The following is a 20,386-nucleotide window of genomic DNA, read 5'->3' as shown; positions in this document are numbered from 1 at the left end:
TGAGTCTTGGCTCTTAATGTTAGTTTCGAGATTAAGCACTGAGTTTAAGCGCCTAATGTGAGCCCTGAGATTAAGCCAGCGGTTTGATAAAAAGTGTTTTATAAAAGGTAAAAACACACAAGGACTGTGGTCTGAGATTGCCCTATCGATTGCCTGCCGCATTAGGTTGCCAAAAATACCTGCATGCAAATGTGATGGCCTCGATTTTCCTTCCTTGTGGGTCTTTTATTTTTCCTTCTCTTTTATTTTTTTAAACCAATTAAGGTTGTTTTATGAAGTTATTGTTCAATAGCCGCCGACACAAGAGTCGGCGGCTAAATCCTGTGAATGCAAGTGTGAGCACCTGCGTAGTGGATCCTGTGGTGAAGAGTCTTAATCATGTTGTGAAGAGCATGATGGGCTTGATCTTGTGCATCAGTATGATGTTTGTCTGTGTGTTCTCAGTCAATGCATCAACGTTTGGCTTGCAAGCTGTCAATAAGGTTAAGGGTAAGCTTATTCAGCACTCTAATACTCAGCAGGATATGTTTGTACCAGCGGCACCCAAAAAAGGAATTTCTTACAATAAATTCACTGAGTTTACCGTATCGGGTAAACCTTTAGTCATTTTTAATGGTGGCGATTCAAAGGGAGCTTTTCGTGGTCAAGCACCCGCTAAGCTCATTGTCATTGAAGCGACAAAAATGAATTTACAGCAAGACATTAAAATTGTCGGTCAACCCGCTGATGTTCTGTTGCTGGTGAAAGGGGCTAAACAAACAATCACTTGTAAAAATTGTGGTTTTGACAATATTAACCGTGTCACCATGGCGGTTGCTACAATGGGAAGCAAGCCGGAAGACATGCTTAAAAAGGGCAAGGTCGGTCAATTAACCGCGCGCTCTGGTGGCACTATTAAGGTGAACAATTTATCGGCGCCAGGTATTTTGTCCCTTGAGTTATTGGCGGATAATATTGCCACAGCAGGTATGGTTGATTTAAACCTACATGCGGATCTGCACCCGCAAGGCGGTTACATAGTTCACCCCAAAGGCAATAAAACAGTTGGCTCGGGGGGGATCAACCTCTATAGCGGCGAACTCACCTTTAACTATGATGATTTAGCCATTAAAGCGGCTAAGGAAAGCAGTAAAAGCCATACTGTGGGCGGCGAGCTAAAGGCGGCCAGCATTGCCATTGCCAGCCCCAAAAAAATCGTCATTGCGAAAGGGGCCAAGCTCAATACAAGCTCTGATATATTAGCCACCAGTACCCATAATGGTCAATTCTATGCCCCCAATGAAGGCATTTATTTGCAAACCATCGCGGCATCTAAAGTCACTAAGCAACATCAAGGTGTGGATCTGAAAGGCACCTTGCTATCAGATAATCTACTCAGCATTAAATCTGTGGCGGGAATTAGCATTGCTAAGTCAGCGAAAATCATCACCCACGATGCAAAATTGCTGGCCATAGGTGGTGTGAGGCAACAAGGTCTTATTCAAGCCGATAATCAAGTGGACATTGCCGCCAAGCGAATGATCAATAATGATAAGATCACCGCAGGCACGCTTAATATCGAGACCACTGATAATATTCACAACAGCTTTGGCGGCAGACTAAAAGCCACCAAGATGGCCCTAAAAGCCAATAAAGGTTTTGTGATTAATGGCTCTCGAAGTCAGCGAGAAGTCTACTCTGATGGCAGTTTAAAAGCCTTACCGTTAACGAGGGATCCAACGGCGTTAAAGTTTGGTATTTTTTATGATGTCAATGAAAAAACGGGTAAGGTCAATAAACAAGTATCGGCGCATATTCTGGCAAGTACCTTGGCCATTGAGGCAAAAGCCGTTGAGAACATTAACCCCTATCAGATCACGGCGCCTAAAAATAAGCCTTGGACGGCCAGTATTAAAGTGGATAATCGGCAAGCGCAGCAAGTGTCTATTCAAGCTGAAAACCAACTCAATATTAAAGCGCATCTGTATTTATTAAACTCATCTGCCATCATCAGTGCGAATCAGGCGGGTAAGGTCACCATAGATACCCCCACATTTAGCAATGAGCGTTATGGGTTAGAGACCAAAGTGTTTGCCTACAATCAAGAAATTTATGATCCAAAAAAACCGAAAGAGCAAGCTGTAGGAACAGTGGGTGTGGGGGCTATTTCCAAAATAGTGGCTTATTCCCCTCCAGCACGTTTTTATACTTTTGGTGATCTCCATATGGCAAATCACTCAAAAGCGGTTCAGAAAAAGGGCGCTTTTATTAATGAGTTTTCTTATGTGGAGCTATTTCAAAACAGTCACTTTAAAGGTACTCAAATTCACAGTATTGGATTGAATTTAACGCAAGAAGTTGATCAAATCTCATTAATGAATGTGCGTGATTGTATGCGCTCGCGTCAGTGTGAGGGTCAACACATTACCACCAGTATTGAAGGGGAAACCTTATTGGCCTTTCATGGCAGTGTCTATGGGGTGAATAATAAAGCGGCTGATTTAGTGATAGATGATCTCGATGTATTAGAGCATAAAAAGAAACAAGCAGTAGATAAGTATCTTGATTCAATAACCTATTTTAAGGCTCCTGATGATCTTGTTAAAGTGATCGAGCAATACCTCAATAAAGACAAAACGTTACTGCATGGTACCTTAGAAATCCGTAAGCCATTAAGTGTTGAAGAGGCTCTTGTATTAAAAGTCTGGGGTGAGTTTTTTAAAAAGAATACTGAACATATCGTAGTTGAAGGGAATAATGCGTACAAGAAAGAAACCAAAAAATTCACTCAAAGCATTACAGAATTACTTAACGAAGCTGTAGCCGATGAAGAGATTGAGGATACTGGTTATACCCCGAATCAGATCAAAGCGGCAGCAAAGAACTATTTTGAAAACTTGAATGAGAAAATTGAGGGAGGTGTACCATGCCAACATTTTGGAGTTGTCCGATATGAATATATTTCTCATACGAGTACGAAAGATAATAAAAAAGTAATAGTGAGTGGTCATCAAGTCATACATTGTACAGTACCTGTGAGGGGGGTGAAAAAAGAAATCACAAAAACCATCCCTCTTAAAAAACTCATGACTTACTTACCAAAATAAGAGAACGGAATCAATGAAACCTTTTTTAACGCGCAGGGTGATGAGCCCTGCCGCGAACTTGTTGCGCCAATTTGTTGGTTTACCCATATCCAATCCTTTTTCTTTAGGGCAAATGCAGCAGCAATTGACAGAGGCGCAAAAAGCCCAACATGCTCAGCAAGAAGACCCCTTAACTGAGCAGCCAAAGACGCTTTTGCAACGTTTTACGGCTTATTTTGTTGCTTTTGTGATGCTAGCGCAAATTGTCGTGCCCGGTATGGCCTCGGCGGCGCAAATTATTACTGACAGTCAACTTCAAGGCGACGTCAGTAGCAGCGCCCAATTTGAGCGTGCCAAAGGAGACAAGCATCTCTACCAGCGCGCCAATTATGTGGAGGTGGGTAAAAAATCCGCCTCCCAGGACATTGCCAGCTTTCAGCAAAAGCTGCTCAAACACAATAAACGGGCCCTGCCAGCCCCCAGCATGATCCCCATTATGACAGGGGATATCACCATTATTATTCCGCATTTTGGTGTGCCTAAACTCATTGGCGATGAGTTTGTTCAATCTCGGCTCATTCGCTCACAAGTGTTTAACCTGCTGAACCGCAATCTAGTCAGTGAAGCTTATGCCACTGAGGCTATACAAATTGATGCCTTGTATGCTGCCGCGTTGACCTTCAGTAAAAGCAAATCCGCTATTCAGTGGGGCATTAAGTTTGGTGACAAGCTGACCCAAAGCCAAGTGAACAGCTATAACAAAAACTTCATTTGGCCCGAGCGACGTAAAATCAACGGTCAGTGGGTGTTAGTGCCCATAGTGCATTTGCCCAAAGAATATGTCGAAAAAGTGATGCTAGCCAGCCATGAAGTGCGCATTGGCGGCAGTAAGGCAACCTTTAATAGCGTCACAGTGAATGCGGGTAAACTTTATAGTGCACGTAACACTTTTATTAAAACCTTAGGGGACTTTATCGTTAAACCCAATGCCACTGTGGTGGCATCAGGGGATCTCAATCTACTGGTGGGCGGCACGCTGCAAAACCTGTCTGGCACGATATCGGCCAAGCAGAATGTTAACATTGTGGCCAATCAATACCTGCAAAAAACCATGGTGCACCGTTACGCCACACCTTATGAGCAAGGCACCCGCTTAGGCCCCATTGCCAGCGTCAATGCCAACGGTACCATTAATATTCGCAGTATGAATGACATCATCATTCAAGGCGGTAAGGTCGACAGTAAAACAGGGTCGATCATGCTGACGGCCGACGGCAATATTGCCATTGTCAGCCAACAAACCAGCTATGTGCGCAATGATAAAGTGGGCGGCTATGACACAGAGCAGTCGGTTGTCAGTCACACAGCCTCGGTATTAAGCGCCAAAGACAGCATTTATTTGATGGCCTCAGGCGTCATTCAAATTAATGCCTCAACCTTAACCGCCGATCAAGGCGTGATTGAAATTTTGGCCGATCAAGGCATTTACATCACCAACGAGTTCGATGAGTTTCAACAAAGCCGCCACGGTAAAGTCGGTAACGTTACCCTGCAAGAGCAAGAGTTTCAAACCATTGCCATTCGCTCGGCCTTAGAGGCGGGTAAAGGTGTGCTCATCGCCTCAGATTTTGGTGATATTACGCTAAGAGCCACCGAGATTAAATCCGGCGACGGTACCCAAATCAATGCCAATGACGGCGCGATAAACTTGCTGCTGGCTAAAGAGCAAGATCACTACTTCATGAACCGTGTCAAAAAAGGCATGTGGAAGATTAAAACCCAAACCATTAACGATAAAGTGGACACTGCGGTGTATAACAATATTGTTGGTGGCGTCAAAATTCATGCGACTCATGGCTTAAGCATTGAGCTGGGTCAAAGTGAGGACATGACCTTAGATGACATTCTCGATGAGTTCAGTAAAACCGAAGGCCTGTCATGGATGGCCGATCTCTATAACGACCCTGAGTACCACGATAACATAGAGACCAGCTATCAAGCACTGCTTAACATTCATGAACACAAGAAAACCAGCAACCTAAGCCCAGCGGCCATGGCGGTGATCGCCATTGCGATGGCGGTGGTAACGGGTGGCGCTGGCCTAGCTGCACTGGCTGCTAATGCCGGTGCAGCGATTGCTGGCAGTGCGGCCGCTGGTGCCGTGGGCATGGCAGGAATGGCGGCTACATTTGAAGCCGCCATTGCTGCGGGTATGCTAGCGCTATCGACCCAAACCGCCATAAGTTTGGCCAATGGTAATGGGCTAATTGATACCGCTAAGCAAATGCATTCCACAGATACGGTAAGAACGGTTGCCCAGTCTATGGTCACAGCGGGGGCCTTGCAATATGTCGGTGGTATGGATTTTTTTGATGCCACACAAGAAGTTGTCAAAGGTGGTGAAGTTGTTAAAGAGGTCAATACTGGCATTCAACTAGCCAATCAAGCCACACAAATGGTAACTCGCGCAACGGTGAATGCGGGGATCAATACCATTTTTTCCCATGGTCATTTAAGTGATTTTGGTGATCAATTTGTTCAAAGCTTACAGCAAGACGCCATAAATCAACTGGGTAGAACAATGGCGGGGAAAATCGGTGCTGCTGTTGACGAAAAGTCTATAGGTCAAGCTGTACGTTATATGTCCCATGCGGCCTTGGGGTGCGGCATCGGCTTAGCCACCGCCAATGTCCATGGTAGCGACAAGAAAAACAAAATCAGTTGTTTATCCGGTGCAGGTGGCGCTGTGGCTGGGGAGGTGATAGGGGATATCTATAAAAGCCAAACAGAATATAACAATAAGGTTACTGAGGTTAAAGATGAGTTAGCAAAATACGGCTTAACGACTAAGGATATAGGCTCACTTACGGAAGAACAACAAAAGCAAATTGCGGGTAATTATACACTGGTAAATGGCTTAAAAACCATTAAAACCTTAAAAGACCGTGGTGTGAATATTGCTAAGCTAGGTACTGCATTAGGGGCTTTTATCGCGAAAGCGGATGTCAATATTGCCGCCGATGCAGGTGTAAATGCGGTTGAAAATAATGTTTTTTGGTTTGCGCTGCAAGGCGCCTATTTTCTTTACAAAGCCTATGAGTTTTATGAAAGTATCAAGGATGTCATTAAGCTTGTCGATGACTTAAAAAATGCGTCAGATGAACAGCGCATAGCGCTGTTACAGCAATTCGCCATTGATCAGTTGCAAAGTGCCGTTATCGGAAAAAGCACGGGTAAGGTGATGGATGAGATCATCACCCGAATGAAAAAAACGGGCGTAGGCAAGCATGTTATTGATGAGCTAGCGCATGTGCAAGATTTGCTTGAACAAGGCAATCTGAAGATGTACAAGCCGGGTGCTGGGAAGAAAGGGAAACCTGTTACTCATGAAAAACCTACAAAAGTTGATGATAAGGCCCAATCTCACGTTAATCCGAATCTAAAAACCGTATCGTTAAAAACCAGAGACGAATATCGTGCGGCATGTAAAGATCCTAAACCGAATACGGTGTATGAATTTGATGGGATGTCCTATACGACGGATGAGTTAGGTCGAGGAGTAAGTTCCTCTGGCCGTTTAAGGTTACAAGATGGCGGTAATCGCTTTTATGATGATAGAATGATTGGTCATAAAGGAGAAACTAATGATATTGGTTTCCATGCGGGGGCTGATCAATTTGGCTTTCAAGGCGGAGATCTCAACATTTCACCCGGAAACCGTAAATTAAATGGTAAAGAGTACGCCAGTTTGGAACGTAAGCTAAGGGATCATTTAAAGGTGGGCGATACCGTCGTGGCTGAATTTAAAAGTGTATTTAAACCCGGAAATACTTCTGTCAGGCCAGATGGCTATATAGTAAAATACAAAGTTAATGAGGGTAAAGTATTTACAGAAAAATTTGCAAATAAAGAAGGAGGTTAACCTTGGATTTTGTCGATCCCATTGAGTGTTACCAAGCCATTGCCAATGCGTTAAACAATGATCTGCAAGATAACTGGCAGCGAATTGACGTGGTTTATGAAAGGTTGAGTGATACGCATACAAGAAGTTTAGTTGAATATTTAAATGACGAGAGTCAGCTTATCTCTATTGGTGGGCCAGATTTGCTGGGTTTTTATTTTGATGATCTCGCCGAATTGGTCTCAACCAAGGAAAAAGGCCTCTATAAAAAGTGCTTTTTTACCTTGTTTCCCGATGGGGAGTTTGATGTTAAATTTGAGTATGATTAGTTGTAAAAATTAATCACTCCTCCAAAGTTAATGAGTTAAGCTCTCAAGACCACCGCCAGAACGAATAATGGCGGTGGTTTTTTATTTTGTATTCCTACCGAATCTGCCATTAGTGCCGGGGTCAATACGCTGGTTTATGGCGGCGATTTAGGGGATTTAGGCGATCACTTTTTTTAAATTATAAAAGTCCAAACCATGCAAACCAGCGCTATCAGTAAGCTGGGCAAAGGCATGGCGGGTAAGATTGGTGAAGCGGCTGAAAATAAAGATATTAATCAAGTCGTACGCTATATGTCCCACGCCGCTTTGGGTTGTGGCATAGGCTTAGCCACTGCCAATGTTCATGGCAGCGATAAGAAAAACAAAATCAGCTGCTTATCGGGTGCAGGTGGCGCTGTGGCTGGGGAAGTGATAGGGGATATCTATAAGAGTCAGTCAGATTATGATAATACACAATTAAAAGCTGCTGAAAAGCTGGCTAATTTAAGGTTAGATCCTGAAAATAAAACCTTAGAGCAAGACTATCAGCAGTTGATAGATCAGTTGCAAGATATTAAAAAAACAGGGGTAGATTTAGCTCGTTTGAGTGTGGCTGTCGGTGCGATGGTTGCAAACATTGATGTCAATATCGCTGCGGATGCAGCTGAAAATGCAGTAGACAATAACGTATTTGGTCAGATCCTAAGAGGCGTGTTCTTCTATGCTGATTTTATTGCGTTGTGTGAGTTAGCCGACAGAGTCGATGATATAAAAGCATTTGTTGAAGATCTTAAAGAAGCTCCAGAAGAACAACAAATTCAGATGATTAAAGGTGTAGCTGAAGATTTTGCTGCTGAAGTCATCATGACTATGGGGAGTAAAGCAGCGACTAAGTTGTTATCAGCAGGGCTCAATAAATTTGAATTTGGCAAAAAATTGAATGCAGCCTTTGAAGATGTCATTAACCAAATTGAACAAGGCACCTTTAAACATCCTAAGTTGGGAATAGGTCAAAAACCTTCTGTATCGATAGCTGATCAACCTCAAAGGTTGCTTTCTGGTAAACCCGGGGTAGTAACAGGGGGGAGTTCAACTAAACTTGGTAAAAATTTGAATGAGTCTATGGGGAAAAACCGTTCAGATTCATGGACGGGTTATCAAGCTCAACATTTAATTCCCTCGGAATTGAAAAGTCATCCGATTTTAAAAAAAGTGGGTATGGATTTAGATGACGCATCAAACGGCATTTTTTTACCAGCGAGCAAAGCTAAGCCTGAAGGTTCTATTAGCGGTTTGCCTAGGCATACAGGGAGTCACCCTAATTATACTTTAGCGGTAAGGAAAAGCTTAAATGAAATGGACAATAGTTTACCTATTGCTCAATTACAAAAACAAGTATACGATTTACAAGTTAAATTGAGAAGTATTACAGAATCGGGCATGCCAGTTCGAAATAAGGATGGGGCTAAAACAGAAGTGTGGTTACAATGGATAAACAAGTAGATTTAGGTAAATATACAGATTTATTTAATGAAATTATTGATTTTTTAAATAGTGGTGCACTTTTAAAGCAGCATGAAGGTGAAGTTTCGGATCAGCGTATTATTTTTGATATTGATAGGGCAAAAATGATGGCATGGGAAAGTGTCTATGGTGAAGAAGAGCTGACTTGGAGTGATTTTCGTTCTGATAAAATGAGTGAAATTTGGGATATTATTTATACTTCATCAGAAGTGTTTCCAGATGTTGAAAATATACTGGCTTCACAGCTAGATAATTTAAATCAATGTGTATTGAATCAGCTATCGCTAGAACATAAAGAATTACTTGATGATATTGTTTCAGATCTTTTTGCCTGTATGCATAGCAGGGTAGTTTTAGGAAAAAAGAATATATTCTTTGAAAAAATATTTTCAGTATATTTACAGGGAGGTTGGCCTTGTGGTTTTGAAAGTAATGGTCACATAAACAACCTAGTTTTTTACAAAAAAGTGAATTAACAATAATTAACCAACCTCCTCATCGTTAATTGATGTAATTTCAATCAAAACCACCGCTACTGATATCACATTTGGCGGTGGTTTTTTTATGAGCTGTGATTCAATCGGGATGAGATATTTGTCTAGCAAAGTCTGGGAAGTCCATTGCTTCAAAATAAGGGCACATGAATACCACTATTGTTTGTATAAAGTCGCCAGTGAGAAGAAAAAATAACATTTTATATATTACCAATAGGTCTATTAATAATGAAAATTACTTATTTGTACAAATTGATTTATTCATTTGTTGATGAGAATGAATACGGTTACGAAGACCATTATGACTCACCATTACAGCGCCCGGATGTGGAGGACATGCTGGAACGAGCTTATTATATGCATTTAAGGAATGAAGCAACATTTTTTGCCACCTTAAAGCAAGAGTTCTTTTTTGCCTTTCAGGCCGATGAGGCATTTTGGAATGCACTGAATCAAAATAATGCGGGCGAAGAAGTGCCACTGGGCGAAGGATTTCACTGTATAGCAAGTTCTTATTGGGATGAAATTTATCCAGAAGATTCAGTGTATTTTGTTAATGGAGCAGATGACTACCACCCTGAAATGTTAAAGTTGATTGCTAAGCGATTGATATGGGATATTTTATTTCCCAATGAAATCTTACCTTACTATACCGAGCCTAAAGCAGGTTGGCTGCCAAGGAAGATGAATTTAATTAAAGATTAACCAACCCACCTAAAATTCATGAATTAAGTTCTCAAAACCACCGCCAGAACTAACACTGACGGTGGTTTTTTATTTTGTATTTCTACCGAATCAGCCATCAGTGCCGGGGTCAATACGCTGGTTTATGGCGGCGATTTAGGGGATTTGGGCGATCACTTTTTTTAAATTATAAAAGTCCAAACCATGCAAACCAGCGCCATCGCTAAGCTGGGTAAAAACATGGCAGGCAAGATTGGTGAAGCCGCTAAAAACAATGATATTAATCAAGTCGTACGCTATATGTCCCACGCCGCTTTGGGTTGTGGCATAGGCTTAGCCACTGCCAATGTTCATGGTAGCGACAAGAAAAACAAAATCAGCTGTTTATCCGGCGCAGGTGGTGCGGTTGTTGGGGAGGTGATTGCTGATACCTTTAAATCACAGCAAGCCTATAATAAGGCTGAGAACGACCTTGAGTCAGCTCTGGCTGAACTTGGCATGGATGAAAAGGCCTTTGCGGCATTAACTGAGCAGCAACAAGCCGCTAAAATTGCAACTCATACTAGCCTTGAAACGGCCATGGAAAGGCTACTCGATCTTAAAAAGACTGGCGTAGATCTAGCCAAATTAGGCAGTGCACTGGGTGCCTTTATTGCTAATGCTGATGTGAATATTGCAGCGGATGCAGGCGCCAATGCCGCTGAAAATAATGCGCTTTGGTTTTTCTTCATGGGCGCCTATAGCCTTTATAAGGCTTATTGTGTCATAGAATCGATTAAGGATTTGATTGACAAGTTTGAGGGGTTCAGCGAAGCCACGCCTGAAAAACAAAAAGAAATTTTAATTGATGCAGCCATTGGTTTTGGGATTGATCTCGCCGTTGATCTTACTGTTGGCAAAACCGTTAAGCAAACCGCAGGCGCCGTACTTGATGAATTAAAAAAGCGGGGCGTTGATCCAAAATTCATTTATGAATTTGAATATCTGTATGATTGCATCAGTAATGATAAACTTAATGCTTATAAACCCGGCAAAGGTCAGGCATGGCATAATAGTCATTCAGGGAAAGGATCTGGGAATGGCGATAAAAAAGGAGATTATAGTGTTACAGCGAAACCTGGAGAGGTTTTCTATAAGACTACAAAAGAAGCAACTGTAGCTGCGAAAAAGTTGGGATTTGAAAAAACAAAGTTTAAAACACATGGTGAAACAGTCTTTCATAATAAAAAGAAAGATCTTTATATATCGCGTGATGTAGGTAGTGGTGATGGCAATGGCGCACATAATGGTGGGGTTTGGAAAATGGCTAAATCTGTTGAAAAACTAGGAAGCAAAAAAGGCCGTTTGGGTACATTTGATGCTAATTTAAATCAAATTGGTGATTAATTTACTTATTCATGTTTATGTTAAAAAAATAGGCGTTAGTGTTAATTATGAAATTATATGAAATTGAAAGATATTCAGCTACCCACCCTGACTGGGAAGGTTCATTTTCTGAACGATTATATGAGCACAATGAGTGGAACATAGATGCTTTTTGGAAACTCCATAAGGAGTTGGCAGATTTGGCTATTTGGCTAAAAACTTATGATGAAGTGGATAAACAATTGTTTGGTAAATTACTCGGAATTCAAAAATCTGTTTGGATGATGGTTGCGTCCCATTTTAATAAAAATGATACTGTACTTATAAATGGTGTCACTGATGAAGAGCTACAAGAATTTATTGAGCGGTTCGATATGGTTTTTTTGGCTATTTCAACTGGCAATATATTACCAGAGAGTAGTTTTGATTTGGTAAATCCATTGATTAAAAATAATCAAGATTAACTATCCTCCCAAAGTTAATGAGTTAAGTTCTCAAAATCACCGCCAGAACTAACACTGGCGGTGGTTTTTTATTGTTTTTTCTTATTGCTTTCTGTTGTTTTTCAAGGGATTTGAGTGAGCATGCTTAAATTTTGACTTATGTCCAGTTGGTAAACCTAAAGTTGAAGGTCATCTTCCTGCCTTATATCATGCTAGATACACATCAGCTAAGAGTAAAGATAAATGACATGTAACATGTTAAATATTATTTCAATAAAAGAGCCTGAAGAAATACAGGTTCTAGATTCAGGTTATGTACCATTTATTGCTGAGTTTAAGAAGCAAAAAATTTCGGTGCCACTTTATTGGAGAACAGGTAATTTTAAAGATACCTTAATAGAAATTGCTATAAATCCAGACAGTGGGTGTATTTCAGAAATCAGTATTGTTATGTTGAAATCTATATCATCTATCGCAGATATTCATTTGGATGAACTTTTGATTGAAAGTTTTTTGCCTATCATTGATGTGACAGGTTGGCCTGAAGATAGATTTTTAGATGTGGAGTCAGACTTCGAAGTTTATGGGAGTCATAAGTATTTAAGGGTTATGTTTTTTAAAAAAGAGAAAATTACAAAAATTTATCGTAGTTTCTCTGTAGACTTTTTGGTTGGAAAAGGTGATAAATTAATTGGTATAGGGGTTGCTGGTGTTAATATCAAAGAGATTAGCTTAGATTGAAAATAGTAGTTAACTGAGACACTTATCATAGATTAATTAATCACCCATCATCAACTGTTGTTATTTCAACCAAAACCACCGCTTCTGATATCACTTCTGGCGGTGGTTTTTTATTTTGTATGCCTATCGAATCTGCCATTAGTGCCGGGGTCAATACGCTGGTTTATGGCGGTGATTTAGGGGATTTGGGCGATCACTTTTTTAAATTATAAACACGATTAATCAAGACACGATTAATCAAGACACCCAAGATTATTTGCCTAGTTTGCAGCTGTAAACTAGGCTTTGATTAGTTGATGAATAATCGATGTGAGGGTTTATGGCAATACCAAGGAAAGCAATTATTAGCATCGAGGATACGCCATATTATCATTGTATATCTCGGTGTGTGAGGCGAGCTTATTTGTGTGGTAAAGATGACTATACAGGTCAATCGTATGAGCATCGGCGAGTGTGGGTTGAAGAGCGTATTCTTCAGTTAGCAAAAGTATTTGCAATCGATATCTGTGCCTATGCAGTGATGTCCAATCATTTGCATGTTGTGCTGTGTGTCGATATTTATGAAGCGAATACTTGGTCTAAATTGGATGTTGCGCAGCGCTGGCATCAGTTGTTTAAAGGAACTGAAATTACTCAAAAATTTGTTAATGGTAGTGCGCTGGAAGAATTTGAAACCGTGTTATTATCTCAAACCATTGCCAAGTACCGTAGTCGTCTAAGTGATATTAGCTGGTTCATGAGGGCGTTAAATGAACCGATTGCACGAAAAGCGAACATAGAAGATAAATGCAGTGGACGGTTTTGGGAGGGACGCTTCAAATCTCAGGCGCTACTTGATGAAGCGGCTGTGTTAGCTTGTATGGCTTATGTTGATTTGAATCCTATTCGCGCAAAAATGGCCGATACGCCTGAACAGTCAGATTTTACTAGTATTCAGCGTCGAATAAAGGCCGCGTTAAAAGGTGATCAATCCGCAAATTTATTGGCGTTTGTAGGTAATGAAAGGCTTGATATGCCAAAAGGATTACACTTTCATTTGGATGATTATTTGCAGTTAGTGGATGAAACGGGGCGACTCATTCTTCATAATAAGCGAAACGATAAGCGAGGTTCAATCAGTGAGTTAGCTATGCCTATTCTCAATAGACTTAATATTCCTCAAAAGAATTGGCTGAAGTTGACGACCGAATTTACGCGTTTATTTAAAGGGTCTGTTGGCGGCTTGCAAGAATTGGATGCTTATTGTGCACATCTAGAACGAAAGCGACGACAAGGCGCAAGAAATTGCCATCGTTGGCTTGATAGTGCTTAGAGCTAATACTTCTTAGCTCTTTTTTATGAGGCTGAACATGGTTCAGTTATTTATTCTGCTTATTATTCATATATTACCGTTACTTTTATATGGTTACTGATAGTTTCAATGTTAAATTAACCTTTATATTAATGAAAAAGATTGAATAGCAGATTTTTGGCGTGTAGATTTTGAGTTATGACGTCAAAAAATAATTATGGATGTCTTAATTAATTTTACTCGTACTTTTAATTAATTTTATTCTCAGTCCTTATGAATTTCTAACAGGTAAAAGTGTGTCGCTTATTGCTGAGATCTAGGTTATATGAATTTAGGCTTAACTACAAATAAGGTTAAATTGAAGTCAGGCTTTTTAACCTTTTAGATTCAGGGCATATCATTGTAATAATATTCATTGTAGAGTTCAGTGCAGATTCATGAAGAACTTCATTGACTAAATAAGCCCCAGTAAAGTATAAATTATTTAATCCTTGAATTTGTTTAATTTGGTCTCGTGCATTCAGAAGTTCTTTATCAATAATGACATGTTGAAATGTCCTTGAAAAAAAGACTTTGTCTGTCTTAAAAAGATTATCGTCAACTCGATATGTGATGAATATTTTTTCATTAGGGTGAGGTAAATAGTGACCAATTAGAAACGGTGATTCTTGATTATAAATATATTTATATGTTGTACGCGGAGGAAATTCACCTACAATATCTAAATCATTATGGATAACAACTGATGATTCTGAATATCTGATAGGGTTAAAAATAGCCTTGATTTCGTCCGATTCAATTATTGCACACACTTTATTAGCAGGTATAGCGAAAATAACTAGATCATATTGATGGGTGGTTTCATTTGTTTTTACTACCCAATAATCTTTATGAAAAGTCACTGACTGTACGGGAGTATTCAATATGACTTGTGTATGGTTTAAATCTTGATGTAACTTATTAATATATTCACTACAACCATTAGTAAAAAAGGTTTGTTTAGGTGGAAATGGTTTACTTAAGCCCACTTCAAATAAAAAATTAGCAATAATTTTGGCAGAAAATTGACGGAAATCATTTACAGTACAGCTCCATGCAGAACAAAATAGTGGTAAAATAACCTCATTATATATAGTAGTATCTATTTTAAGCCAATGTAACGCATATTCCTCAACAGTAACAGATTCATTGATAATATTCGCATTACAAACAAACTTTTTCATAGCTATTATAGTTTTTAAATACCTTAAATTTAATTTTGATAATAAATTACCATGAATCGATAAAAAAGGTGTAAGGTAACTGTGTTTTTCATTTTGATAAAGAACATTAAATGGTCGTTTAACCGTGGGGACATCTAAGATTTTGAGTAATCTTTTAAAATAAGTATAGTTGCAGCACACAGTTCTAAATCCGTAATCAAACGCAATCCCCTTTCTTTTAAAAGTTTTAGCATCACCACCTAACTCTGAAGAGGTTTCATATAATGTAATATCATGATGTTCATCAAGCAACCATGCAGAAGATAAACCTGCTACTCCACCACCAATTATTGCAATTTTTTGTTTTTTAAGCAAAATATTCACTCTGTGTTTGGACGTTATGTACGTTAAGACTAGGTTTGAATTGATTGGATATCAAATTTATGGAGTCATTTAAAACTAACGTATCCTAAATTCATATAATAAGTGCAATACTCATGGATGATCTGATGATGGAGAGCTAACCGCTGGTAGTGGTATGCTTTTCATCGCCAAAATCAAAGCGGAATTACCATGAGCTACCAATAGTTGACCGAAGGAAAAAGATACCAGACTTCAGCATTACTTGCTAAAGATCATTCAAAGGCCGCCATTGCCCGAGTGTTGAAGGTAAAATGCAGCGAAATATACAGTCAGCCAATGCGCCGTGATTTTCATCGAATGGATGCTAGAGCAGCAATGGAGCCCTGAGCAAATTAGTCATATTGCGAATAAGATAGATATTTCTGTCTCGCATGAATGGATTTACCAATATGTTGCTCAGGATAAAGCCAATGGTGGAACCAGATCTCATCAAGTCTATTTCTAAACAAGTTAACTCTGAATATTGGCACCAGAAGTTTATTAAGGTTGTTGAAAGTAATTAAAATTAACCAACCCACCTAAAATTAACGAAAAATTAAGCAAGACCCCCTTCGTTAATTGCCCTTCGTTAATTGATGTAAGTTTAACAAAAATCACCGCCAGAACTAACACTGGCGGTGGTTTTTTATTGCTCAATATTAACCCGTATCAACTCCTATGAACTTGTATCAACTCATAGTGGTTTAATTATTCATTTGGGTTTAACTATTGTCCCTCCTGCCAGTTTACCATTGAAAATAGCTACCTATATTCTGATGGCTTTAAGTTAATATAAGCTTGAAGTTAAGCTAAATGGGCATCTATCTGGGCTCATTATCTATGGTCCGGCATTTTAATGCGGCATTCAATTTTTGCCATTATTGGTGAGTGTCGATTTTTTTCAATCAATCATATGGGCTCAGGGTTACACTGCATTCTATTCGAGGATAGTGAACAAAGGAATAAGGAAGCGTATTATGGCTCAAAGGATAAATTATTTTACGACTGCACCAAAAGCGATGGCAGTATTATTGGCACAAGAGGAATATCTGGGGCAAGAGTTTAAAGATAAAGCGGCGCTTTGGGAGTTGATTAAGTTGAGAGTCTCTCAAATTAATCAATGCGCTTACTGTATTGACATGCACAGCAAAGATGCACTGAGCCAAGGCGAAAGTGTTGAGAGACTTTATGGGTTAAGTGCTTGGCGAGAGATGCCATTTTATTCTGATCTGGAAAAAAGTGCGTTAAGCTGGGCAGAGTTGATTATTTCAGGCGAGCCTGTGAGCGATATACAATACCAGAGTGCATTGAGCGCATTGGGTGAGCAAGGTTTAGTTGACTTGACTGTGGCAGTAAATGCGATTAATAGTTGGAATCGTATTGGTAAGGCATTTAAGCCTGATGTGGGTGATTATAAGCCGCGTTCCGCTTAAGTTGATTAATAGCTTATTAATCGTTGATTCAATTCATCATCAAAGCAATGGAGTCGTTATTCCGTGAAGCCTGAATTTGATTTTACACTTTTTAAGCCGAAAGGGCGCTTGTTAAATGAGGTTCAAGCGATATGGTCAGCGAAGACCTCGCCACAAAATGTCAGTCATATTCAAAGGTGGCTCAATTGTGATGCGTGCAGCGGTATCGTTTTTCATTTCAATGGTGACATAGCGCTGAATGATACTGCATATTCTCCTGGTGTATTATTACTGCCTGTGAGCAAGCAAGCGCAGTTAATCTCTTTGCCACCTGGGGCCGAATTGATGGGAATACGCTTTCATCCGGCGGTGAGTTTTGGCTTATTAGGTTCGTTGTATTCGAGGCCGACTTATTTAACTCTTAATCGGGAAGATGCTTTTAATGTTGATCTTTATGCGCTGTACGAGCGGCTGGCAAAAATAGCAGGACAACATGGGCAAATCGCGGCCTTGTACCGATGGCTTGATAAAATGATCAGATCTGCTCATGTGCTGCCAGATCCACTTAAACATGCGTTAAAGACGATAGATAAGAATTGTAATGGCCAACTAAAATTGGGGATGCTTAATCACTCTGTTCCCCTGAGCCAGCGGCAAACAGAGCGACAGTTCCAAAAGTGGATGAGTATGACACCTAAGTATTATCAAAGAATATTACGAGTTAAAAAGGCGATGCATTTTCTCAAATATGCTGCTGAGACATCCCTTGCGAATGTGGCATTCGAGCATGGTTTTACCGATCAAGCACACATGACACGAGAGTTTACGCATATTGCTAAAGTGACGCCAATGGAATACCGCAAACGAGTGACATAACAGATTAAGCGAACACAATACGGCTTGATCCAACGCTTCTATTCATCAGCGTCAAATAGTGTTACTCCATTGAGCGCTTATAGCCTAATGAAAGAATGGATTTTGTTTCTCAAAATGAGGAAGACGTGGTGTGTGTTGTTTCAAGTGAACTGAATGAAGAAGAGAGAATGATGAAGTTAATAAATATATTAATCATGATGATAGGGATGAGCATAGTGGCAAAAGGCGTCATGGCTGAGGACGTCATGATAAATAAAGACTTGACCATACATTTCGAGCAGACTGGCAGTGGGAATACGACCATTATTTTTATTCCAGGTTGGATGATGTCAACGGCGGTTTTTGAGCGTCAGCTTGCCCACTTTAAAGGCTCTACTCAGTACCGAGCACTGACTTACGATCCTCGAGGTCAAGGTCAGTCATCTAAACCTGTTGAAGGGCATACTTATCAGCAGCATGCACGAGATTTAGCCCAATTAATTGAAAAGCTAGACTTGAACAATATCATTTTAGCGGGGTGGTCATACGGTGTGACGGAGCAATTAGCGTACATTAATCAGTTTGGTGTTGAAAAAATTAAAGGCATGATCATGATTGACACTGGGCCTGATATTGCGGGTCAATCCTATGATGAATGGGTGTGGTATTTGAACGATGATGCGGATGGATATTCGCGATCATTTACTGAAGGGATCATCGAAAATAGAGACAAGGTGATCACAGAATTTAGCCAATGGATGTTAGAAAAGCCCACGGCCGAAAATGTCGCTTGGGTATCAGCTATTGCCAAGCAAACATCAAGTAGTGTCGCTGCAATCACCAATGCAACGGGCTTTTATCAAGATTACAGTGACGATCTTAAAGCCTTGGAGGGTAAGATGCCATTGCTGTATGTCGTGCGCAGTGAAAATAAAGCGGTTGCCAATCAATGGATCCAAGCTAACACGCCGTCTGCTACTGCTGTGTATATGGGAAAACATATGATGTTTTGGGAGCGAGCGGAACGCTTTAATCGAGTGGTTGATGACTTTTTATTCGCGCTTGATAACTGACTTTTGATGATTATAGATGCGAGATAATGATAAAACCGAAAGACGAAATGACACTTTTTTCTGAGCATTATGAGTATTGACTTTAGGTGCAAGGTCAATGCTATGATTTGGTATAGGCATTGATATGTAGCGGTAAAATAATGGAAAAAGTGATTAAACAAGCCATCCTTTTTCGTCAGCAAGGCCAGCACCAGATATCTCGCGATTTGCTTGCCAGTTTACTTGATGATGAAGCATATGCAAGTAAGGCACATTTACACATAGCGTGGTCATTTGACAATGAGGGCAAAGAGAAGTTGGCTATAGAGCATTATCAAGCTGCATTGTCAGGTCGATTGTCGTTAACCGAACGTTTTGATGTTTTATTTGGTTTAGCAAGTACTTATAGGAGCATTGGTCATTATGATCAAGCGTTAGATTATTTTGAACAGACCCTTTCAGAGTACCCTGAATCAAAGGAAGTGCAGCCTTTTTATGCTATGTGCCTGTATAATTTACATCGTCACAAGGAAGCGATATCGATTTTACTGACGCTTTTAGTCTCAACCACCAGCAGTGACAGTATTAAAGAATATCAACGCGCTATTTTACTGTACGCTAAAGATTTAGATAGAAAGTGGTTATAAACACTGACGCTGTAAGCTGCCAAGTGTGAATAAAGTCAATAATACTATGTAGGCGTAGTGTTGTTTTCTTTAAATAATTGCCATAGTTTCTGAGCAACTGGGCCGACGGGCTTTGAGGTTGATCTTGCGATTCGAATGTCAATATTTGGCATTCTCGTTTCTCCCTCAACCTTGATAGGGGCGAGTAAGCCCTGTTGAAGCTCATTCTTTATTAGGTGCTCAGGTAAGCTTCCCCATCCCATGCTTTGCATAATGATTTCTTTTTTAGTTTGGAAATCATTGACTCTCCATTGCTCACCTCCTTCCAGTACACCGTAGCTGGTGGTTGAAGATGCTCGACCGCTAATGATGACTTGTGGATGCTTTTTCATGATGGCTTTAGGCACCTCATCATAGGTTTGCAACAAGGGGGAGCTGGCTGCAATGACAGAGATAAAACGCATGTTCATGAAATGTATTGATTCCAGTTTATCAATATTCTTCATCCAAGGGATCACCACAATAGAGGCTTGTCCACTATTCAGTCGGTCCAGAGGGCCCATGCCATTCTCTGAATAGACGTCCAGTCGAGTACCTGGAAAGGCCACTTTGCACTGCTCTATGGTACTGATAATTGGCCCAATAGGAATGGCGGATGTAAAGGCTATGCCGACTTGTAATTCTTCTCCAATGGCCAGTTGGGTGGCCAGTTGCTTAAATGAGTGGGCTTGGTCTAAGACGTGTTTTGCTTTTTCATAAAGAGCCAGACCTTGGGGAGTCAATGTGTTTCTGTATTGATTGCGATCAAACAGTGTGAGGCCAAGCTCTTGCTCTAGATTTTTTATCGCAACACTAATGGTTGGCTGAGTTCGATGCAGTTTCTGGGCAGCGTCTCTTAAAGAGCCGCCTTCAACAATGGCCTGCAAGGCGCTAAGTTGATCTAATGTCATTATTTCTCCTTAGAAAAAACCTTACATCTTTATAGTAATTAACAAATTATATTAGATATTAACTAATGTTA

Annotated in this window: 17 protein-coding genes; 15 read left to right on the top strand and 2 right to left on the bottom strand. The window is 40.2% G+C overall.

Features of this window, described 5'->3' with window-relative positions; translation table 11 throughout:
• The first annotated feature begins 272 nt into the window (after nucleotides 1–272).
• The 10 genes from Q0779_RS12395 to Q0779_RS12350 all read left to right on the top strand — a co-directional run bounded on the left by Q0779_RS12395 (nucleotide 273) and on the right by Q0779_RS12350 (nucleotide 13,837).
• On the top strand, nucleotides 273–3,086 hold the full coding sequence (locus tag Q0779_RS12395; protein WP_298772976.1) for a hypothetical protein: 2,814 nt from the start codon (nucleotides 273–275) through the stop codon (nucleotides 3,084–3,086).
• A 13-nt stretch (nucleotides 3,087–3,099) separates the two neighbouring features.
• Nucleotides 3,100–6,987 (top strand): DUF637 domain-containing protein, encoded by a 3,888-nt coding sequence (locus Q0779_RS12390; protein ID WP_298772975.1) that lies wholly within the window; start codon nucleotides 3,100–3,102, stop codon nucleotides 6,985–6,987.
• A gap of 2 nt (nucleotides 6,988–6,989) precedes the next feature.
• The gene (locus tag Q0779_RS12385) at nucleotides 6,990–7,295 is read left to right on the top strand and encodes a hypothetical protein (RefSeq protein ID WP_298772974.1); all 306 of its coding nucleotides are present in this window, start codon (nucleotides 6,990–6,992) and stop codon (nucleotides 7,293–7,295) included.
• 195 nt (nucleotides 7,296–7,490) lie between these two features.
• Nucleotides 7,491–8,777, top strand: coding sequence for an AHH domain-containing protein (locus Q0779_RS12380; protein WP_298772972.1), 1,287 nt, complete (start codon nucleotides 7,491–7,493; stop codon nucleotides 8,775–8,777).
• Entirely contained in the window at nucleotides 8,762–9,274 is a 513-nt protein-coding gene (locus tag Q0779_RS12375) for a hypothetical protein (protein WP_298772970.1), read from the top strand. The genes Q0779_RS12380 and Q0779_RS12375 overlap by 16 nt, the downstream gene beginning before the upstream one ends.
• A 246-nt stretch (nucleotides 9,275–9,520) precedes the next feature.
• Complete coding sequence (locus tag Q0779_RS12370) at nucleotides 9,521–9,997, top strand: hypothetical protein (protein ID WP_298772968.1); 477 nt, start codon at nucleotides 9,521–9,523, stop codon at nucleotides 9,995–9,997.
• Between the two features lie 183 nt (nucleotides 9,998–10,180).
• Nucleotides 10,181–11,362: a toxin C-terminal domain-containing protein gene (locus Q0779_RS12365; protein ID WP_298772966.1), complete on the top strand. Its 1,182-nt coding sequence runs from the start codon at nucleotides 10,181–10,183 to the stop codon at nucleotides 11,360–11,362.
• A gap of 47 nt (nucleotides 11,363–11,409) precedes the next feature.
• Nucleotides 11,410–11,805, top strand: coding sequence for an Imm41 family immunity protein (locus Q0779_RS12360; RefSeq protein WP_298772964.1), 396 nt, complete (start codon nucleotides 11,410–11,412; stop codon nucleotides 11,803–11,805).
• Nucleotides 11,806–12,039: 234 nt separating this feature from the next.
• Nucleotides 12,040–12,525: a hypothetical protein gene (locus tag Q0779_RS12355; protein ID WP_298772961.1), complete on the top strand. Its 486-nt coding sequence runs from the start codon at nucleotides 12,040–12,042 to the stop codon at nucleotides 12,523–12,525.
• A gap of 319 nt (nucleotides 12,526–12,844) precedes the next feature.
• Nucleotides 12,845–13,837, top strand: a complete 993-nt coding sequence (locus Q0779_RS12350; RefSeq protein ID WP_298772959.1) for a transposase — start codon at nucleotides 12,845–12,847, stop codon at nucleotides 13,835–13,837.
• Between the two features lie 332 nt (nucleotides 13,838–14,169).
• Here Q0779_RS12350 and Q0779_RS12345 read toward each other — a convergent pair whose 3' ends face one another.
• Nucleotides 14,170–15,393 (bottom strand): NAD(P)-binding protein, encoded by a 1,224-nt coding sequence (locus tag Q0779_RS12345; RefSeq protein ID WP_298772957.1) that lies wholly within the window; start codon nucleotides 15,391–15,393, stop codon nucleotides 14,170–14,172.
• A gap of 213 nt (nucleotides 15,394–15,606) precedes the next feature.
• On the opposite strand from Q0779_RS12345, the gene Q0779_RS12340 reads away from it, so the two are divergent.
• From Q0779_RS12340 to Q0779_RS12320, 5 genes are all read left to right on the top strand, one after another.
• Nucleotides 15,607–15,768 (top strand): hypothetical protein, encoded by a 162-nt coding sequence (locus Q0779_RS12340; protein ID WP_298772956.1) that lies wholly within the window; start codon nucleotides 15,607–15,609, stop codon nucleotides 15,766–15,768.
• Nucleotides 15,769–16,397: 629 nt separating this feature from the next.
• On the top strand, nucleotides 16,398–16,853 hold the full coding sequence (locus Q0779_RS12335) for a carboxymuconolactone decarboxylase family protein (protein WP_298772954.1): 456 nt from the start codon (nucleotides 16,398–16,400) through the stop codon (nucleotides 16,851–16,853).
• A gap of 63 nt (nucleotides 16,854–16,916) precedes the next feature.
• The gene (locus Q0779_RS12330) at nucleotides 16,917–17,708 is read left to right on the top strand and encodes a helix-turn-helix transcriptional regulator (RefSeq protein WP_298772953.1); all 792 of its coding nucleotides are present in this window, start codon (nucleotides 16,917–16,919) and stop codon (nucleotides 17,706–17,708) included.
• Between the two features lie 95 nt (nucleotides 17,709–17,803).
• Nucleotides 17,804–18,760, top strand: coding sequence for an alpha/beta hydrolase (locus tag Q0779_RS12325; protein ID WP_298772952.1), 957 nt, complete (start codon nucleotides 17,804–17,806; stop codon nucleotides 18,758–18,760).
• A 140-nt stretch (nucleotides 18,761–18,900) separates the two neighbouring features.
• The gene (locus tag Q0779_RS12320; protein WP_298772951.1) at nucleotides 18,901–19,386 is read left to right on the top strand and encodes a tetratricopeptide repeat protein; all 486 of its coding nucleotides are present in this window, start codon (nucleotides 18,901–18,903) and stop codon (nucleotides 19,384–19,386) included.
• A gap of 44 nt (nucleotides 19,387–19,430) precedes the next feature.
• Here Q0779_RS12320 and Q0779_RS12315 read toward each other — a convergent pair whose 3' ends face one another.
• Entirely contained in the window at nucleotides 19,431–20,315 is an 885-nt protein-coding gene (locus tag Q0779_RS12315) for a LysR family transcriptional regulator (RefSeq protein ID WP_298772949.1), read from the bottom strand.
• Nucleotides 20,316–20,386: the final 71 nt, after the last annotated feature.

The organism is uncultured Shewanella sp. (assembly GCF_947491715.1).
Classification (GTDB): domain Bacteria; phylum Pseudomonadota; class Gammaproteobacteria; order Enterobacterales; family Shewanellaceae; genus Shewanella.
Note: the sequence above shows the minus strand (reverse complement) of the source record. Positions and strands in the feature narration are given on the sequence as shown.

What these genes read in the sequence shown, in the direction of transcription:
- Q0779_RS12365 (WP_298772966.1), top strand. Translation starts at nt 10,181, where the DNA reads ATGCAAACCAGCGCCATCGCTAAGCTGGGTAAAAACATGGCAGGCAAG.
- Q0779_RS12395 (WP_298772976.1), top strand. Translation starts at nt 273, where the DNA reads ATGAAGTTATTGTTCAATAGCCGCCGACACAAGAGTCGGCGGCTAAAT.
- Q0779_RS12320 (WP_298772951.1), top strand. Translation starts at nt 18,901, where the DNA reads ATGGAAAAAGTGATTAAACAAGCCATCCTTTTTCGTCAGCAAGGCCAG.
- Q0779_RS12355 (WP_298772961.1), top strand. Translation starts at nt 12,040, where the DNA reads ATGTTAAATATTATTTCAATAAAAGAGCCTGAAGAAATACAGGTTCTA.
- Q0779_RS12335 (WP_298772954.1), top strand. Translation starts at nt 16,398, where the DNA reads ATGGCTCAAAGGATAAATTATTTTACGACTGCACCAAAAGCGATGGCA.
- Q0779_RS12315 (WP_298772949.1), bottom strand. Translation starts at nt 20,315, where the DNA reads ATGACATTAGATCAACTTAGCGCCTTGCAGGCCATTGTTGAAGGCGGC.
- Q0779_RS12350 (WP_298772959.1), top strand. Translation starts at nt 12,845, where the DNA reads ATGGCAATACCAAGGAAAGCAATTATTAGCATCGAGGATACGCCATAT.
- Q0779_RS12325 (WP_298772952.1), top strand. Translation starts at nt 17,804, where the DNA reads ATGGATTTTGTTTCTCAAAATGAGGAAGACGTGGTGTGTGTTGTTTCA.
- Q0779_RS12370 (WP_298772968.1), top strand. Translation starts at nt 9,521, where the DNA reads ATGAAAATTACTTATTTGTACAAATTGATTTATTCATTTGTTGATGAG.
- Q0779_RS12390 (WP_298772975.1), top strand. Translation starts at nt 3,100, where the DNA reads ATGAAACCTTTTTTAACGCGCAGGGTGATGAGCCCTGCCGCGAACTTG.
- Q0779_RS12375 (WP_298772970.1), top strand. Translation starts at nt 8,762, where the DNA reads ATGGATAAACAAGTAGATTTAGGTAAATATACAGATTTATTTAATGAA.
- Q0779_RS12360 (WP_298772964.1), top strand. Translation starts at nt 11,410, where the DNA reads ATGAAATTATATGAAATTGAAAGATATTCAGCTACCCACCCTGACTGG.
- Q0779_RS12380 (WP_298772972.1), top strand. Translation starts at nt 7,491, where the DNA reads ATGCAAACCAGCGCTATCAGTAAGCTGGGCAAAGGCATGGCGGGTAAG.